We start from the raw sequence: 15,934 nt of genomic DNA, 5'->3' as shown, positions 1-15,934 counted from the left end.
AGTTTTTAAGTTGATAAATATGACCTCTGAGGTGGTTCAGATGACCTTTGAGATGGTTCAGATAATCTCTGAGATACTAATTATGACCTTTGAGATGATAATTATAACCTCTGAGATGATAATTATAACCTCTGAGATGATAATTATGACCTTTGAGGTGGTAATTATGACCTTTGAGGTAGTAATTATGACCTTCGAGGTGGTAATTATGACCTTCGAGGTGGTAATTATGACCTTCGAGGTGGTAATTATGACCTTTGAGGTGGTAATTATGATTAAAAAGACTATCCCAAATAGTTATTCAATATCAGTTATTATCATAAATATTTTCAGAAATAATTTATAAACTATATTGAATTTCAAAAAAATATTTTATATCTTACTTAAAATCATATATTTTACAAAAATAATATCTATAAATATTTATAAGATATTTCATACTATAAAAATCATTCTACTGATAATCAAAAGAATAGTTCAGAGCCTGGAAAAGGTATAAAATAGTAATTACAGATGGAATATGACCTTTATTGTTTTATTTTTTTTATAATTTTGCAAGAAATTCTTTCATAAAAAGTCACTAACAATACCTAATCAATCGTAAAACACTATGAAACAGACATATTATATTAAAGGAATGAGTTGCTATGGCTGCATAGGAAGTGTTGAAAAAGCCCTTTCAAACCTTAATAATATTCATTCAGTAAAAATAGATTTGGATTCGCAACAAGCTCAAATAGAATCTGATGAGGAAATTCCTTTTTCCTTACTCGAAAAAGCGTTGGAGAATACAAATTACAGCATTCACACTAATTTGACTGATGCACAAACATATACATACTTCGTAAAAGGAATGAGTTGCTCGGGTTGTGAAAATACGGTTCGTGAAGCGTTGCAAGAAATAGATGGCGTGGAGAAAATTTCAGTCGATGCAAAGGGAAAAAAAGTTGTTGTGCGTCTGTCAAAACCCATTTCATTTGCCAAATTAAGCCGAAGTTTAGAAGGGACTCATTATTCCTTGCATAAAACTTTTGAACAAACAATCGAAAATACTTCAAAAACGACCGAAAACATATCTAAAAGCAATGTAACATTCTATTGTCCAATGCAATGCGAGGGCGACAAAACCTATGACAAGATGGGAGATTGTCCTATCTGTGGAATGGATTTAGTGGAGGAAGTTTCAGCCTTTTCTTCTGATGAAAATTCTTCAGAAAACAAAAAATTGAAGGAACTTCGGTATAAATTCTGGGGTTCGGTGGCTTTTACCATTCCCATTTTCATTATTGCAATGAGCGAAATGATTCCTAACAACATTTTGTATCGCTTAATGGAACAAAAATACTGGAATTGGGTACAATGCATACTTTCTTTGCCTGTTGTGTTTTACTTCTGTAACATATTTTTTGTAAGGGCGTGGAAAAGTTTGAAGTCTCTGAACTTCAATATGTTTACCCTTATTGGAATTGGAGCCGGAATAGCGTGGATTTTCAGCGTAATAGGAATGCTTTTCCCTAATTGGTTTCCTGCTCAGTTTAAAACACATCACGCAGAGGTACACGTTTATTTTGAAGCTACTACCGTCATTCTCACTTTGGTAATGCTCGGACAATTATTGGAGGCTTCAGCACACGGAAAAACGCAAAATGCCATCAAAATGTTGCTGAGTTTAGCTCCTAATACAGCCATCAAAATTAGTAATGGTCAAGAAAAAGAAGTTTCTATCAGTGAAGTTGTTAAAGATGACTTTTTGAGGGTAAAACCAGGTGATAAAATCCCTGTTGATGGAATAATCACGCAAGGCACAGCAATCATTGATGAAAGTATGATTACAGGAGAGCCTATTCCTGTTGAAAAACAGATAGGAGACCCCATTTCGGCAGGAACTATCAATGGCACAACCAGTTTCATAATGCAAACCAAAAAGGTAGGAGCAGAAACATTGCTTTCTCAGATTATTGATATGGTTCAGAAAGCCAGTCGAAGCCAAGCTCCCATTCAAAAACTTGCTGATACGATTTCATCATACTTCGTACCCATTGTAATTATCATCTCGATGCTGACATTCGTCCTCTGGATTATCTTTGGGAAGGAAAATGCTTACACTTATGCTCTGGTGAATGCCATTGCTGTACTGATTATCGCTTGTCCGTGTGCTTTGGGCTTAGCAACACCTATGTCAGTGATGGTAGGCATCGGCAGGGGGGCACAAAACGGAATTCTTATCAAAAATGCGGAGGCTTTGGAGCGTATGAATGCTGTTGATACACTCGTTATTGATAAAACAGGTACCATAACTGAGGGGAAACCCAACTTAGAGAAGATAATTCCCTTTGGAAATCACACCGAGAAGGAGTTACTAACCATCATTTATTCCTTAAACAAAAATAGTGAACACCCACTTGCCAAAGCTACCAATGATTACGCTCAACAGAACAACATAACCAGCCTCGAAATAACACATTTCAAAGCCATTTCAGGCAAAGGAGTTTCGGGGACTTTAGGGCAGAACAAATATTACTTTGGAAATGACAAACTCCTTGCAGATGCAGGTGTTTTGCTTCCCATTTCAATAAACAAACAAGTAAAGCAAGAGCAACAGAAAGGAAAAACACTCTCTTTTTTAGTTGAGAATAAGGAAATTATTGCGGCTGTAGTCATTTCTGACCCCATAAAACCCACTACAATAAGTGCTTTGAAAAATCTGCAAACGTTGGGAATAGAGATTATAATGCTAACAGGCGATAATCCTTTCACCGCAAAGGCTATAGCTGATGAAATTGGTTTAAAAAACTACAAAGCATCAATGTTGCCCCAAGATAAGCAAAACGAAATAGAAAAATTACAGCAACAGGGGAAAATCGTAGCGATGGCAGGTGATGGTATCAATGATGCTCCTGCCCTTGCACAAGCCAATGTGGGTATCGCAATGGGAACAGGCACCGATGTAGCCATAGAAAGTGCCAAAATAACATTAGTGAAGGGCGACCTTAACGGCATTGTAAAGGTTAAGAAACTAAGCCATTATGTAGTGAAAAACATTAAGCAGAATTTATTTTTCGCGATGATTTACAACACCATCGGAATTCCTATTGCAGCAGGAATTTTGTTTCCTTTCTTCGGAATTTTACTTTCGCCAATGTTAGGAGCTTTAGCAATGAGTTTCAGTTCAGTAAGCGTAATAGTCAATGCCTTACGATTGAGAAATGTAAAGCTGTGAAACAAGTTCGATTATGTACTTTTGGATATTTTCTTTTAAAAAACGTAAAAACTAAAAATGCAAATTAACAACATCAAGTTACATAATGTATTTTTTATCTTTTTTTGTTGTCTGTGTTTAATGCCTTGGATATCATCACCTGTGGCTTTGCTTTTAGGTTTCTTTTGGGCGTTATTCTTTAAAAATAGTTTTCAGAATCAACTCAATAAGTATATCCATCTTCTACTGAAAATTGCAGTTATTGGCTTAGGATTCGGATTGAGGTTAGATGAAGCGTTACAGGCTGGTAGCTCTGGATTTTTGCTTACCATTGGTAGCATTCTATTTGTTTTAGTTGGGGGATATTTTTTAGGGAAATTATTGAAATTAGGAAACATACTTTCGTTTTTGTTGTCTGTTGGGACTGCCATTTGCGGAGGAAGTGCCATTGCTGCCGTAACTCCTATTGTAAATCCTAAAGGTAGAGATGTTTCTATAGCATTGGCTATTATATTCACTTTAAACTCATTAGCATTACTTATATATCCAATTATCGGGCAATGGCTAAACCTTTCACAGCAAGAGTTTGGGTTATGGTGTGCGATAGGAATTCACGATACAAGTTCGGTTGTGGGAGCGGCAGGAAAGTTTGGCGATGAAGCCCTGAAAATTGCAACCATAGTAAAGTTAGCCAGAGCTTTGTGGATTATTCCGTTGTGTTTCCTAACGATGTTTTTGTTTAAAAGCAATAATTCCAAAATTAAAATTCCTTGGTTTATAATTGCTTTTGTTTTGGCGATTGTTGTTAATACTTACTTTCCTATTTTCAATAGTGTGAATAAGGAAATCACATTGGTTTCCAAATCAATACTGCATTTAACACTCTTCCTTATCGGTGCCACATTAACCCGTGAAAAGCTACGCACTATTGGGCTAAGACCTTTGCTTTTTGCTGTAATTCTTTGGGTTATGATAAGTTTTGGAAGTTTGGAAATAATACGAAATGGACTCTATTAATCGATTAATTTTTTCTTAAAGAATTTCGTCTATTACATTTTCTTTTGCCAAAATAATTAGTAAATCTTCTTGATTGAGTTTCGTTTCTGGATTAGGTGTCACGTTCATTTTTCCGTCGGAATGCTTTACAGCTAAGATATTTACATCGTATTTTCGTCTTAAATTGAGGTCTTTCAGGGTTTTACCTACATAGTTATTAGGAATCTTGATTTCGTAAATAAAATAATCCTCAGAAAATTTAAAATATTCAATTACAGTAGGTCTCAACACAGTAAGAGCAATTTTCTCTCCCATTGATTCCTCTGGGAAAACTACCTGCGTTGCCCCGATTTTCTCCAATACCCTTCCTTGAGTGTGATTTACGGCCTTACAAATAATATTTTTGACCCCTAACTCTTTCAAATACAGCGTAATCAAAATACTTGCCTGAATATTATCTCCCACACTGACAAAAGCCGTTTTGAAATCATCTTTAACAACATTTTTGAGTGCTATTTCGTCTGTTGCGTCCAAAATGATTGCATCATCTATAATTCTTTCGTCTAATGCCTGTCTGATTAATTCTTCGGACATATCAACAGCAAGTACCGTAGCTTTATTTTTGTAAAGTGTTTTGGCTACGGATTTACCAAATTCTCCTAACCCAATAACTAAATAATTCTTCATAACTAACCTATTAAAATATTTTCCTTCGGATATTTGTATTTTCCTTTACGGCTGTCTCTGGATAAAGCCAAAACAATGGTTAAAGGTCCTACCCTACCCAAAAACATTGTGAATATGATAATTACCTTTGAAGCTATCGTCAAATGAGGAGTAACTCCCATTGAAAGTCCAACCGTTCCAAAAGCAGACATCAATTCAAAAGCTACTTTTAAAATATCTTTATCTGGCTCCAACTCTGCCATAATAATAATCATTGTAAGTATGTAGAACATCGCTATAATGGTTAATGCCGATGCTTTATTCAACGCTCTCCAAGAAATTCTTCGTTTTGAAAATTCAATATATTCTCTGTTAAGTAACGCCGCTTTAATTCCTAAGAATAAAATTCCGATAGTCGTCGTTTTTACCCCACTTCCTGTTGAACCTGGTGAAGCTCCAATGAACATAAATATAGCACAAAAAAGTACTGTTGCCCCTCCGATTCCTGCCAGAGGAATTGTGTTAAACCCCGCTGTACGCAAAGATGTTGAGTGAAAAAAACTTATCAATAATTTCTCAAAAATATTCTTGTTAGCAAGTGTGGTTTCATTGCTATATTCCAACACGAAAAATAGTAATGTTCCTAAAATCAGAAGAATAATAGTTATTAATGATGAAAATTTTGTATTGATACTTATATTTCTTCTTTTACCTCGTATAAATTCGTATATTTCAATGATAGCCGCAAAGCCCAAGCCACCAAATATAATCAAAAAGGCAATAACAAAATTTACAAAAGGATTAAAAACATAATTTTCTAAATTATTAGGAAGCAACCCGAAACCAGCATTGCAAAAGGCTGAAACTGAATGAAAAACGGCATAAAACCCAGCTGTAAAAAAATCGTACTCGGTAATGAATTGCCCAAAAAGAAACAATGCTCCAACAGCCTCAATGACAAACACCACAAACACCACTTTTTTGATGTGTGAATATATGTCGAACTTGGCTACGTGATTTAATCCTTCAGCGACTATTTTTTTGGTATGAAATCCTATTTTTTTGGATATCAATAATATAATTGCAGATGAAAAAGTAAGTAATCCCAATCCCCCCATTTGGATTAAGACCATCAGTATTATTTTACCATAGATTGTAAAAACAGAACTTACATCATTGACTACCAACCCCGTAACAGTAACAGCTGAAGTCGCCGTAAACAAAGCATCGAAGAAATCCACCTCGTTATTTTCTGTATAAGAAAACGGCATTGTCAGTAAAATAGTTCCGACAAATATCAGTACAATAAATGATAAAATCACTAAAGAATATGGTGAAAATTTTCGTGTCATAACACTTCAAAAATGGGTGCAAATTTAACAATTTCTCAACAGAACAAAACCGAAGAATATGATTTTTTTTTTCAAATATTGCATTTGTTTATTTCAAATAAAATACTACTTTTGACTTCAAAATATTACAATCATAATGACTCCAAAATATTTTATTTTTGATATGGACGGCGTATTGGTAGATAGTGAACCGATGCATTGTCAAATCATTTATGAAGTTTTCCAACAACTTGAAATTCAATTTCCAAAAAGCTATATCGAAGAGACACTGACGGGAATGTCAGCAATTCCTATGTGGGAAAAAATAAAGAAAGACGCTCTTCTCTCAAAGTCGGCTGAAGAGTTATTACAATTTCATCGAACCTACTTTTATGAGCGTTTTGAAGAAATTGAAGTTACAGAAGTTGAAGGAGTTAAAAATGTTATACAGAAACTCAAAAATCACGGATTTTCACTGGCTTTGGCTTCCTCTTCATCACGAAAATTGATTGATTATTTCACAAAAAAAATACATATCAGTCATTTTTTTGATGTGATTATGAGTGGTGACGATGTGAAATTCAGCAAACCTTTTCCTGAAATTTTTACAAAAGTAGCCCAATGGTATCAAGCTGATTCTAAGAATTTTTGGGTGCTGGAAGATAGTAAAAATGGAGTACAAGCTGCCAAAAGTGCAGGAATGAATTGCATCGGATTTAAAAACCCAAACTCAGGAAATCAAGACCTTTCAAAGTCCGATTTGTTAATTCACTCTATGAATGATATTACAGATGATTTTATCGAAAATCTAATCAAAATTAATGAAAAATCCTCAGGAAAATAGCATAAAAATCATTGAATGTCCCCGCGATGCAATGCAAGGATTCAAAAGTTTTATTCCTACGAAAGATAAAGTGAATTACATACAATCGCTTCTGAATGTGGGATTTGACACTATTGATTTTGGAAGTTTTGTGTCGCCCAAAGCCATACCACAAATGGCAGATACACCGCAAGTTCTTGAAAGTTTGGACTTGAGCAAAACCAAAAGCAAGTTACTTGCCATTATTGCCAACCAACGAGGTGCTGACGATGCTTTATCCTTTCAACAAATTGACTATCTGGGATATCCTTTCTCCATTTCTGAAAACTTCCAGATGCGTAATACTCATAAAACCATAGCCGAAAGTCTCATCACTTTGGATTATATTAAAAATCAAACAGATAAACACGGAAAAGAATTAGTCGTTTATCTTTCTATGGGATTTGGCAATCCGTATGGCGACCCTTGGAATGAAGAAATTGTAGAGCAATGGGTTGAAAAACTTATCAAAAAGGATATTCAGATAATTTCGCTTTCTGATACTGTAGGAACTGCCACAGGCAATGTGATAACGAACCTATTTTCACACTTGATTTCCAAATATCCAAATGTTGAGTTTGGTGCCCATTTTCACACTTCTACCCATAATTGGTTTGAAAAAGTAAATAGTGCTTATAAATCAGGGTGTTTGCGTTTTGATGGAGCTATACGTGGCTACGGAGGCTGCCCAATGGCAAAAGATGAACTCGTAGGAAATATGCCTACAGAAAAACTGATTTCTTACTTTCAGAAAGAAAAAATTCCAACTCAACTAAATCTTTTAGCGTTTGAAAGTAGTTACAACGAAGCTATGAAGATTTTTGGTAGCTAATCATTTTTCACGAAAATATCTTCCGAATATTCTACTTTTTTTAAGAAAAGTCCACAAGCTGGTACAGAAGCTCCTGCCTTAGAACGATTTTTACTTTCTATAATATTCTGAAAATCAACAACTGATATTTTATTCAAACCCACATCAATTAATGTTCCCACAATGGCACGTACCATATTGCGTAAGAATCGGTCTGCTGAAATTGTGAAGATTAACAATTCCCCTTCTTGCCTCCAAAGAGCCTGATAAATCTTACAATTATAAGTTCTTACATCTGTATTTGATTTTGAAAAACTTTGAAAATCAGTATATTTAAAAAGAATATTCGCAGCTTCCTGCATTTTTTGCACATCTAACGGAAGATTTATATACATACTTGACTCATAACGAAATACATCTTTATAAGTCGAAATATGATATTCATAAGTCCTTTTTATTGCATCAAATCGAGCGTGAGCGTCATCTCTCACCTTATGAATTTGGTGGACAGCAATATCTTTAGGTAGAAAAGAATTCAACTTATAAACTAACTGATTATCAATAGTTTTTTCAGTATCAAAATGAGCAAACATTTGCAAAGCGTGTACACCACTATCAGTTCTTCCTGCTCCTACAATTTCTATTTTTGTTCGTAAAAGTGTAGTGAGGCATTTCTCCATAACTTCCTGAACACTAACAGAATGAGGCTGATTTTGCCAACCGTGATAATTTTTTCCGTTGTATGAAAATTCTATAAAATATCGCATTCTTAGTTTTTCTTCATTATTTCTTTCACAAAGTCTAAACTAAAAAATGCTGGAAATTTTTTATCAAAAAAAGCAATCCATTCTCTTCCTTTCTCAAAGGCAATTTTCAAATAATGTTCTGATTCTGATATATTTCCAACTCCAGCAAAAGCAATCGAAACACGATAAAACATAGTTATTTCATCAGGGAAAATACGCATTGCATCTGAAGCTACAGACAGAGCCTTAACATAATCCTCATTCAACAACAACAAATCTGTCCAGTTTATTAATGTGTTTAATGAATAATCACCAAACTCAACTGCCTGACTAAAAGCATACTCTGCTCGTTCATAATCTTGTAGGCAGAAATTGATTTCAGCACAACGACGCCAATAGTATGGATTATTATCCTCAAGAAGTAATACTTTGTTTATATAATTCAGGGCTTTGGAATGATTTCCTCTCAGGTAGTAAAACTCAGCCAATGTAAGCCAAGATTTACTTAATTGAGGGTCTTCGTGAACAGCTTTAAAATAATATTGTTCGGCTGTAACATCATCATTCATTTTCTCAAAACAACGCCCTATATGCAAATATACCAAAGGGGAAGCATCATCTAAAGTAAGAGTAATCTTATAATTTTCAATAGCTTTTTGATAATTTTCAAGTTTTTCCAACACTTTCGCTTTTTCAAAATAAGCTCCTGTGAAAGTATCATCACTAATTATGGCAAAATCAAAACATCTCAGAGCTTCATTCAATTCCTCTTTTACCAAATGTTGCTTACCCAAATAGTGCCACGCTACTTCACAATACGGATTTTTATCCAAATAAGCATTTAAAAAAGCAATCGCTTCATCATTCTCTTCTAAAATATCATAACAGAAAAGCAATTGTTGCAACGACATATAGTCTTCAATATCTTCTGACAAGCATTTTTTGAAGTATTTTTTTGCTTCCTGATAATTTTCGATAAAAAGATACTCCATCGCGATGAGGGAATAAACATCTACCAAATCATCGGCCAACGGAAGAGCATATTTTAGTAAATCAATTGCTTTTTCGTGCTGATTTAATTTGGAATATAAGTTTGCTTTCTGCACATAAACTTCTGAATTTGAAGGCTCTATCATTTCTAACTCATCAAGAATTACGGAGGCTTGTTGCAATTCATCTTCAAAAATCATTACCTCTACTTGTAAGAGTTTCAGTGATATAGCCGAAGGATGCTGATTTAAGCCAATTTGCAATGCGTGTTTGGCTTTACTCATTTTTCCTAATTCTAAATAATATTCGATAATCTCTTCAAATTCGTCAACATCAAAAAACAAAATATGATTTTTTTGTAACATTGACTCAAATTTTGAAACAGAATAATTTTCTTCTTCTGAAAAAAATTGCATAAAACTGATTTATCTTTAATTTTACAAACAAAAGTTAAAAGGCATATAGTTGTTTATCAATACCTTACTTTTATTTTCTACTTACTTAAATTTTGTTTATCTTCTATCCCAACGATTCTGGTCGAATGATTTTTTTCTCCAGTACCACATCATCAAAAAGCCCATTAAAGCTCCTCCCACGTGGGCAAAATGAGCAATATTTCCTCCAAAAACAGAGAAACCTGTAACTCCTGAGAACAAGTCCAAACCAACTATAATTGGAATGAAATATTTTGCTTTTATAGGATAAGGAATGAAGAAAAGCATCAGCTTAGCATCAGGGAACATCATTGCAAATGCTGCCAAAATACCATAAATTGCCCCTGAAGCTCCAACGGCTGGTGTAAAATATGCTGACATCATATCATCAAAAGTACTTTTGGGAATGACGAGCTCCCAAGCCGTATTGTACTTACCTTCTGCTAAAACACTCTTTATCATTTCAGTAGAAAATCCACTTTCTTCCAAAGCCTGAAGTCCCTGTTGAAAATAATAATAATTTACACCAGAATGTATTAACGCCGCCCCAATTCCGCACGAAAGGTAGAAAAACAAAAACTTATTTCGCCCCCAAATATGTTCCAGCGGACTCCCAAAAGCCCAAAGTGCATACATATTGAAAAATAAATGCATTAAATCTCCGTGCATAAACATATGAGAAATAAACTGCCACCAATGAAATTCTGGATTTTCAAAAAAATAAATTGGGGTTATTTCCTTCAGATTTAAACTCGGTATGAGGTTGTATTGTACGACGAAAAAGAAAATAGCATTTATTATTATTAAGTGCTTAACTGTCTGCGTTATACGTTCCATAAATTTTTAAAATTAAAAATATTTGTCAATATCGGTTAATGAAAATTTGGTATAAATTCGTTTTCCAAAGGGCGAAATTAAACTTTCTTGACAAGCAAACAAATTATTCAGTAAAGTTTCTTGCTCTTCTTCTGTTAAGGTTTGCCCTGTTTTTACGGCTAAATTTTTAGAAATGCTCTTTGCAAAAGTCTCTTTCTGAGAATTTTCTGCTCCATACACATTCTCAGTATGTTGATGTACAATTTCCGAAAAAACCTCTGGTATTTGGCTATCCGAAATATGAAGCGGAATCCCTGTTAGAATTACTCTATCTGATTCAATATCAATTATAAATCCTATATCCTCAAAAAATTGTTTCAAATTTAAAATAATTTCAATTTCAGGTTTTGAGAAGAAAAGTTCAATAGGAAACATCAACTGCTGACTTGCTGTATTACTTGATTGCAACGTCTTTATAAATTCCTCATATAGAACACGTTGGTGAGCCCGATGAATATTAACCACAACTAACTCTCCCCCCAACGTTGTCACGAGATATTTATTCCCTAAGGATATCGTTTTTTTTCCTGTTTGTAAAAATTGAGGTTCCGCATCAAACAACTTACTTTCAATCACTTGAGGTTCAAAATTATTTAAACCAGAATCTATTTCTGAATACAAACTCTCCCAAGCAGGTTGCTTTTTAGAATGATATGAATAATTATTTGAGTATGAATTCTTTGATTTTATTTCATCTTTGAAAGGATTAAAATCGGGGTCTATTTCTATTTTCGGAAAAATAGGCTCTTTATCCTTGTAATTGTATGGGATATCAAAAGATGCATCTCTGTTAAAATCAAGTGTTGGAGCAATATTAAATTGTCCCAAACTATGTTTTACTGCCGATTTCAAAAGAGCATAAATACTATGCTCATCTTCAAATTTAACTTCCGTTTTTGTCGGATGAATGTTAATATCAATAGAAGAAGGGTCAACCTCAAGCTGAATGAAATAATCTGGCTGTTGTTGGCTGTTAATCAATCCTTCATAAGCTATTGTAATTGCGTGATTTAAATATCTACTTTTCACAAAACGATGATTGACCATCAGAAATTGTAATGACTTACTTTTTGTGATATATTCAGGTTTTACAATAAATCCACTGATTTTCAGAATAGGAGTTTCTTCCTCAACGGGAACTAATTTTTCATTTGTTTTTACACCAAATATATGTACTATCCGTTGCCTGAAATTCGCAACAGGCAAATTAAATAATTCATTTCCATTGTTATAAAGATAAAAATGAATATTTGGATGTGCTAATGCCACTCTGTGAAACTCATCTAATATATGTCGAAGTTCCACAGAATCTGATTTTAGAAAATTGCGACGAGCAGGAATGTTAAAAAATAAATTCTTCATCGCTATGGACGTCCCATTGGCAGTAACACAAGGTTCCTGATAAGTAACTTTGCTTCCTTCAATACGAAGCTCTGTACCCAATTCATCAGATGGGCGTTTTGTAATTAATTCAACGTGAGCAATTGCCGCAATTGAGGCTAATGCTTCACCTCTGAAGCCCTTTGTTTGTAAATGAAATAAATCTTCAGCTTTTTGGATTTTAGAAGTAGCGTGACGCTCAAAAGCTAAACGAGCATCTGTAACACTCATACCAATCCCATTATCAATAACTTGTACTAATGTTTTTCCTGCATCTTTAATGATAAGTTTTATTTCTGTTGCTTTAGCATCAATAGCATTTTCAAGTAATTCCTTCACAGCCGAAGCAGGACGCTGAATTACTTCTCCTGCTGCAATTTGATTAGCTACGTGGTCTGGTAATAAGCGAATTATATCTGTCATATACGGAAATCAAAAGCCTAAAAATATCTCAAACCTTTGAATAAAAATACTTTTTTCTGTTACTTTTTAAAAATTGATAAGTCAAAATCAAGAAGATAGAGAGCCAGAAAAATCAATATAGCCAAAACTACCAAAAAAGTTTTGTTAATTTCTCTGTTTTTGCGATTACGACTCTCTTTTCGGATATCTTGCCACTCTACAGTGAAATGATTTGTTTGCGTTTCTCGGTCTTTCCGAATACGTGAATCAAACTCATACGGATTTCCCAAATTTTTACCCTCATAATAACGAGGTGTATAATTGTATTTTTTATTTCTTTTTAGATAGAAAATCCTAATTTTCATAGTTTTACATCTTTATTATTTATCTTTTTCATTGAAAAATTTCATACATTAAGCCTTGCAAAAGTACGAAAAATTAATTTAAAACAAAAAGGCCACCCAAAAAGCGGGTAGCCTAACGTAGATAATAAATTGTTATTTTTATTTATTCAACAATAAATTTACCTTTCATAATTGCATAATGCCCAGGGAATGAACACATAAAATCATAAGTCCCTTTTTCTGGAGCATCAAATGTAATTGTTGTTGACTCTCCGCCACCAATCATTTTGGTATGAGCGATAACCTCATCACTTCCAGCGGGTACATAGTCCGTATCTTTGGCGTTCATTGCTTTTCCAGCAAAGGCAGCAAGGTCAGTTCCTTGTTTCAATAACACAAAATTGTGCCCCATAACTTCCACAGGCATTTTTCCTACGTGTTTAAGAGTTAGAGTTACCTTTTCACCTGCTTTCACTTTAATTTCATTTGTATTGAAAGTCATTTGGTCAGTACTTTCCAACACAATTGCACCATCTTCAGTTTTTTGTTCTTTCGCAACAGATTTTGCCTCCTGCATTGAATGATCGTGATTATGAGTTACTTCCATCGAAGAACTTGTGTCATTTTTCTTAGTTTCTGTATTACCACACGATACAACGAAAGCCCCTACAAGAGCTACTAAAAATACTTTTTTCATATAGATACCACTTTTAATTTCGGACAAAGATACAACAATTTTCTATTTAAAATAATTCTTAATTAAGTTTTAACATTCATTTTTACAAAAAATAATTAGTTTTCGGACTAAAATAAGCTCAATTTTTGTGCTTACTTGGGAAAAGGCTATGTAAAAAACACATCATCTGTTATCATAAGTAAAATAAAAAATGTACTTTTGCAGTTTTAAGTTCCTTAATTTGGAATAATAGACTAATAAACTAACTTAACGAAACTAAGAGGAATAAATCTATTTTTCCTCTTTAAAAAATATACGATTACAAAATATGAGTTGCAATAATTGCACAACAAAAAATAAAAAAGGAAGCTGTGGAACAGGTGGTTGCGGAACAGGCGGCTGTGGAAGTGGAAAATTAGCCGTTTTTGATTGGCTCTCCAATACACAGGTACCAGGTGGACAAAAACAATTTGATTGCGTAGAGGTACGTTTTAAAAACAGCCGAAAAGAATATTTCAGAAATAGCGAAAACATTCCTTTGCAAATAGGTGATGTTGTTGCTACCGAAACCAATTCTGGACACGACATAGGTGTTATTACACTAACGGGAGAATTGGTTCGTTTGCAAATGAAAAAACATCGGATTGATTGGGAAAGTGATAATGTTCCGAAAATATATCGCAAAGCAAATCAAAAAGATATAGATATTTGGCAAGAAGCTCGAAACAAGGAAGAAGCCGTTCAGAAACAATCAAGAGAATTAGCAATTGCTTTAGGGTTAGAAATGAAAATATCAGATGTTGAATTTCAAGGAGACGGCTCCAAAGCAACGTTCTACTATACCGCAGAAGGACGTGTTGATTTTCGCCAACTGATTAAAGATATGGCTCGGGTTTTTTCCGTTCGAATAGAAATGCGACAAATTGGATTTCGTCAGGAAGCGGCACGTTTGGGAGGAATTGGTTCATGCGGAAGAGAACTTTGTTGTTCCACTTGGCTAACTGATTTTAGAACTGTGACCACAGCGGCAGCTCGTTACCAGCAATTGTCACTGAATCCTCAAAAATTAGCTGGTCAGTGCGGAAAACTAAAATGTTGTATCAACTTTGAGTTAGACACTTACCTTGATGCTTTACAAGATTTTCCAAAAACGGAAGTGAAACTTCTGACCGAAAAAGGAAAAGCCAGTTGCCAAAAAATAGATATTTTCAAACGATTTATGTGGTTTACCTATGATGATGATCCTATAAATTGGTATAAAATTTCGGTTGATAACGTTAAGGAAATTATTGCTTTAAATGAAAAAGAACAAAAAGCAGTCTCTTTGGATAATTATGCTATCGTGAGTGATGGTGTTGGTATGTCGGCTACTTTGGGCAATGATAATAACAAAGAAATGATTGAGGAGGATATTACCCGATTTGACAAAGTCAACAAACGAAAAAAAGGTAAAAAAAGCTCAAAAGAACAGAAAAATAGCAATCCAAAAAATCAAAAACAAACAAAGAATTCCAATCAACAAAAAAAAGAAAATCAAAACAACCTTCCTAAAAGTGTAAAGGAACAAAAACAAGTAAATCCTCAGAAGGAGAATTCTCAAAACAATTTGAAAAACACAAATGAGCCAAAAAAAACGAATACCAAAAAGAAACCTAATAACAGAAACAATACAAACAAAGAAAAGTAATATTGTTTTTTTGACATTTCTTAAAAATAATTAATTCTGAAAATGAGATTATTAAAAGTATTTTTTGCATTTATTTTACTAACAAGTTGCAATGACAATGTTGAATATAGTCAATATGTTTCTATTCCCAGTGGTTGGGATAAAACGAAGCCTATTTTGTTTCAACTTGAACAAATGGATACAATTACCAAAAAAAATCTGTTTGTAATGATTCGAAATGATGAAAAATACCAATTCAGTAATTTATTTATTATCACAAAATTAGAACAACCTAATAATGAAGCTATTGTAGATACTTTACAATACGAAATGGCAACTCCTGAAGGAGAATGGCTTGGTTATGGATTTTCTGCTGTTAAAGAAAGTAAGTTATGGTATAAGGAAAATTTTAAATTCCCTCAAAAAGGAAAATACACTATAAAGATAGAACAAGCAATGCGAAAAATAGGTGAAAATGAAGGAATTGAACTTCTTGATGGAATTACAGAGGTAGGTTTACGAATAGAAACAGCCAAATAAATTAACAAAAAACAA

General features: G+C 33.8%; 15 protein-coding genes. 7 read left to right on the top strand and 8 right to left on the bottom strand.

Translation table 11 applies throughout. The annotated features are described in order from the left end of the window. Positions 1–19: 19 nt before the first annotated feature. The 3 genes from CGC48_RS10390 (at position 20) to CGC48_RS10380 (ending at position 4,216) form a co-directional block, all read left to right on the top strand. Positions 20–346, top strand: a complete 327-nt coding sequence (locus CGC48_RS10390) for a hypothetical protein (protein ID WP_098029513.1) — start codon at positions 20–22, stop codon at positions 344–346. Positions 347–610: 264 nt separating this feature from the next. Further along, positions 611–3,220: a heavy metal translocating P-type ATPase gene (locus CGC48_RS10385; protein WP_098029512.1), complete on the top strand. Its 2,610-nt coding sequence runs from the start codon at positions 611–613 to the stop codon at positions 3,218–3,220. Positions 3,221–3,340: 120 nt separating this feature from the next. Then, a complete protein-coding gene (locus CGC48_RS10380) occupies positions 3,341–4,216 on the top strand; it encodes a YeiH family protein (RefSeq protein ID WP_317045456.1) in 876 nt (291 codons plus the stop codon). Positions 4,217–4,231: 15 nt separating this feature from the next. Here the strand turns inward: CGC48_RS10380 and CGC48_RS10375 are convergent, their stop codons facing one another. Both CGC48_RS10375 and CGC48_RS10370 read right to left on the bottom strand, forming a co-directional pair. Beyond that, complete coding sequence (locus CGC48_RS10375; protein WP_041990246.1) at positions 4,232–4,882, bottom strand: potassium channel family protein; 651 nt, start codon at positions 4,880–4,882, stop codon at positions 4,232–4,234. 2 nt (positions 4,883–4,884) lie between these two features. Continuing rightward, complete coding sequence (locus CGC48_RS10370) at positions 4,885–6,213, bottom strand: TrkH family potassium uptake protein (protein WP_098029510.1); 1,329 nt, start codon at positions 6,211–6,213, stop codon at positions 4,885–4,887. Between the two features lie 136 nt (positions 6,214–6,349). Between CGC48_RS10370 and CGC48_RS10365 the strand changes: the two genes are divergently transcribed. After that, positions 6,350–7,036 carry an HAD family hydrolase gene (locus CGC48_RS10365; protein WP_098029509.1) on the top strand — a complete coding sequence of 229 codons (687 nt, stop codon included), beginning with the start codon at positions 6,350–6,352 and terminating at the stop codon, positions 7,034–7,036. Then, complete coding sequence (locus CGC48_RS10360; protein WP_098029508.1) at positions 7,014–7,886, top strand: beta/alpha barrel domain-containing protein; 873 nt, start codon at positions 7,014–7,016, stop codon at positions 7,884–7,886. The genes CGC48_RS10365 and CGC48_RS10360 overlap by 23 nt, the downstream gene beginning before the upstream one ends. Here CGC48_RS10360 and truA read toward each other — a convergent pair. The 6 genes from truA to azu form a co-directional block, all read right to left on the bottom strand. Beyond that, the gene (truA, locus tag CGC48_RS10355) at positions 7,883–8,632 is read right to left on the bottom strand and encodes a tRNA pseudouridine(38-40) synthase TruA (RefSeq protein ID WP_098029507.1); all 750 of its coding nucleotides are present in this window, start codon (positions 8,630–8,632) and stop codon (positions 7,883–7,885) included. The two genes, CGC48_RS10360 and truA, sit on opposite strands and share 4 nt — an antisense overlap. A gap of 2 nt (positions 8,633–8,634) precedes the next feature. Beyond that, complete coding sequence (locus tag CGC48_RS10350) at positions 8,635–10,017, bottom strand: tetratricopeptide repeat protein (RefSeq protein ID WP_098029506.1); 1,383 nt, start codon at positions 10,015–10,017, stop codon at positions 8,635–8,637. A gap of 96 nt (positions 10,018–10,113) precedes the next feature. Continuing rightward, complete coding sequence (locus CGC48_RS10345) at positions 10,114–10,872, bottom strand: rhomboid family intramembrane serine protease (RefSeq protein ID WP_098029505.1); 759 nt, start codon at positions 10,870–10,872, stop codon at positions 10,114–10,116. Between the two features lie 12 nt (positions 10,873–10,884). Further along, the gene (gene mutL / locus CGC48_RS10340) at positions 10,885–12,714 is read right to left on the bottom strand and encodes a DNA mismatch repair endonuclease MutL (RefSeq protein WP_098029504.1); all 1,830 of its coding nucleotides are present in this window, start codon (positions 12,712–12,714) and stop codon (positions 10,885–10,887) included. Between the two features lie 59 nt (positions 12,715–12,773). Further along, positions 12,774–13,058: a hypothetical protein gene (locus CGC48_RS10335; protein ID WP_098029503.1), complete on the bottom strand. Its 285-nt coding sequence runs from the start codon at positions 13,056–13,058 to the stop codon at positions 12,774–12,776. A 142-nt stretch (positions 13,059–13,200) separates the two neighbouring features. Beyond that, entirely contained in the window at positions 13,201–13,734 is a 534-nt protein-coding gene (gene azu, locus CGC48_RS10330) for an azurin (RefSeq protein ID WP_098029502.1), read from the bottom strand. A 307-nt stretch (positions 13,735–14,041) separates the two neighbouring features. Between azu and CGC48_RS10325 the strand changes: the two genes are divergently transcribed. Together CGC48_RS10325 and CGC48_RS10320 are read left to right on the top strand one after the other, a co-directional pair. Further along, a complete protein-coding gene (locus CGC48_RS10325; RefSeq protein WP_098029501.1) occupies positions 14,042–15,400 on the top strand; it encodes a PSP1 domain-containing protein in 1,359 nt (452 codons plus the stop codon). A gap of 42 nt (positions 15,401–15,442) precedes the next feature. Beyond that, positions 15,443–15,919 carry a gliding motility lipoprotein GldH gene (locus tag CGC48_RS10320; RefSeq protein ID WP_098029500.1) on the top strand — a complete coding sequence of 159 codons (477 nt, stop codon included), beginning with the start codon at positions 15,443–15,445 and terminating at the stop codon, positions 15,917–15,919. The last annotated feature ends 15 nt before the right edge of the window (positions 15,920–15,934 follow it).

This window comes from Capnocytophaga cynodegmi (genome assembly GCF_002302475.1).
Taxonomy (GTDB): Bacteria; Bacteroidota; Bacteroidia; order Flavobacteriales; family Flavobacteriaceae; genus Capnocytophaga; species Capnocytophaga cynodegmi.
The sequence above is the reverse complement of the archived record's forward strand: the minus strand, read 5'-3'. Positions and strand labels throughout refer to the sequence as shown.

Coding starts and splice junctions, on each gene's coding strand:
- azu (WP_098029502.1), bottom strand. CDS start 13,734: ATGAAAAAAGTATTTTTAGTAGCTCTTGTAGGGGCTTTCGTTGTATCG.
- CGC48_RS10345 (WP_098029505.1), bottom strand. CDS start 10,872: ATGGAACGTATAACGCAGACAGTTAAGCACTTAATAATAATAAATGCT.
- CGC48_RS10370 (WP_098029510.1), bottom strand. CDS start 6,213: ATGACACGAAAATTTTCACCATATTCTTTAGTGATTTTATCATTTATT.
- CGC48_RS10320 (WP_098029500.1), top strand. CDS start 15,443: ATGAGATTATTAAAAGTATTTTTTGCATTTATTTTACTAACAAGTTGC.
- CGC48_RS10350 (WP_098029506.1), bottom strand. CDS start 10,017: ATGCAATTTTTTTCAGAAGAAGAAAATTATTCTGTTTCAAAATTTGAG.
- CGC48_RS10325 (WP_098029501.1), top strand. CDS start 14,042: ATGAGTTGCAATAATTGCACAACAAAAAATAAAAAAGGAAGCTGTGGA.
- CGC48_RS10390 (WP_098029513.1), top strand. CDS start 20: ATGACCTCTGAGGTGGTTCAGATGACCTTTGAGATGGTTCAGATAATC.
- CGC48_RS10335 (WP_098029503.1), bottom strand. CDS start 13,058: ATGAAAATTAGGATTTTCTATCTAAAAAGAAATAAAAAATACAATTAT.
- mutL (WP_098029504.1), bottom strand. CDS start 12,714: ATGACAGATATAATTCGCTTATTACCAGACCACGTAGCTAATCAAATT.
- CGC48_RS10360 (WP_098029508.1), top strand. CDS start 7,014: ATGAAAAATCCTCAGGAAAATAGCATAAAAATCATTGAATGTCCCCGC.
- CGC48_RS10385 (WP_098029512.1), top strand. CDS start 611: ATGAAACAGACATATTATATTAAAGGAATGAGTTGCTATGGCTGCATA.
- CGC48_RS10380 (WP_317045456.1), top strand. CDS start 3,341: ATGCCTTGGATATCATCACCTGTGGCTTTGCTTTTAGGTTTCTTTTGG.
- CGC48_RS10375 (WP_041990246.1), bottom strand. CDS start 4,882: ATGAAGAATTATTTAGTTATTGGGTTAGGAGAATTTGGTAAATCCGTA.
- CGC48_RS10365 (WP_098029509.1), top strand. CDS start 6,350: ATGACTCCAAAATATTTTATTTTTGATATGGACGGCGTATTGGTAGAT.
- truA (WP_098029507.1), bottom strand. CDS start 8,632: ATGCGATATTTTATAGAATTTTCATACAACGGAAAAAATTATCACGGT.